Source organism: Pseudoalteromonas sp. CO109Y (genome assembly GCF_004208935.1).
In the GTDB taxonomy this organism is placed as follows: domain Bacteria; phylum Pseudomonadota; class Gammaproteobacteria; order Enterobacterales; family Alteromonadaceae; genus Pseudoalteromonas; species Pseudoalteromonas shioyasakiensis.
The window spans coordinates 1-906 of sequence record NZ_SGPD01000020.1; the positions used below are offsets into that span (position 1 = coordinate 1).

The following is a 906-nucleotide window of genomic DNA, read 5'->3' on the forward strand; positions in this document are numbered from 1 at the left end:
AATGGTGGGTCGTACTGGACTTGAACCAGTGACCCTCGCCTTGTAAGGGCGATGCTCTCCCAACTGAGCTAACGACCCATATCTAAAACAACTCATTGCTGCGTTGTTGTGGGGCGCTATTATAGATAGAGTTGTAAATGTGTCAACACTTGAATGAGTAAAAATGTGTTAGATGCAGCTTTTATAAACAATGACATGGCATTTAAGCATTTTTTGGCGAACAAATATGCAATTTATATTCATAAGCTTATATTTAGACTTGGATCTATAGCTTTATGACCTAGGTAAATCATTCCAAATGATATGAATACAGTAAATTTTTAAAACAGTTTTTTCATACCGATAAATTTGCATTAGTTAATTACACTCTACTTAGCACTATTAAAAACAAAGCAGGGAAGGGGGAAGTCGTTTTATTTAAAGCTTTAAATAATGAACTTTATTTTGCATATAAATGTATACCTTTTCTAAGGGAGTAAATTCAAAAGCAGAGAGCCTTTGATAACAAACCAACAATGCAATTAGCCCAAAATAGCTAATTTGATAGCTCTTTGTATAAAATACCTCCGTAACGGATTGATATTTAGTCAGCTTGTTGAAATTTAAATCATTTAAATAAACTTAGATAAAAAACTGTTGACTTTATTTGGGGGGCTGCATAGAATGCGCCCCGCACTCAGCGATACACAACCAACATTAATTGGTGGTGTGTATGCAAGTCGGGGCTATAGCTCAGCTGGGAGAGCGCTTCGCTGGCAGCGAAGAGGTCTGCGGTTCGATCCCGCATAGCTCCACCAGATTTGCATAGTGTTTGTCCTAGGGTTGCAGTTTTCTGCGTCCCCATCGTCTAGAGGCCTAGGACACCGCCCTTTCACGGCGGTAACAGGGGTTCGAATCCCCTTGGGG

At 39.5% G+C, this 906-nt stretch carries 2 tRNA genes; one reads left to right on the plus strand and one right to left on the minus strand.

The window, feature by feature from the left end:
- Positions 1-2: 2 nt before the first annotated feature.
- Positions 3-78 (minus strand) — tRNA-Val (locus tag EXT43_RS08195).
- 643 nt (positions 79-721) lie between these two features.
- On the opposite strand from EXT43_RS08195, the gene EXT43_RS08200 reads away from it, so the two are divergent.
- Positions 722-797, plus strand: a tRNA-Ala gene (locus tag EXT43_RS08200).
- Positions 798-906 lie beyond the last annotated feature (109 nt).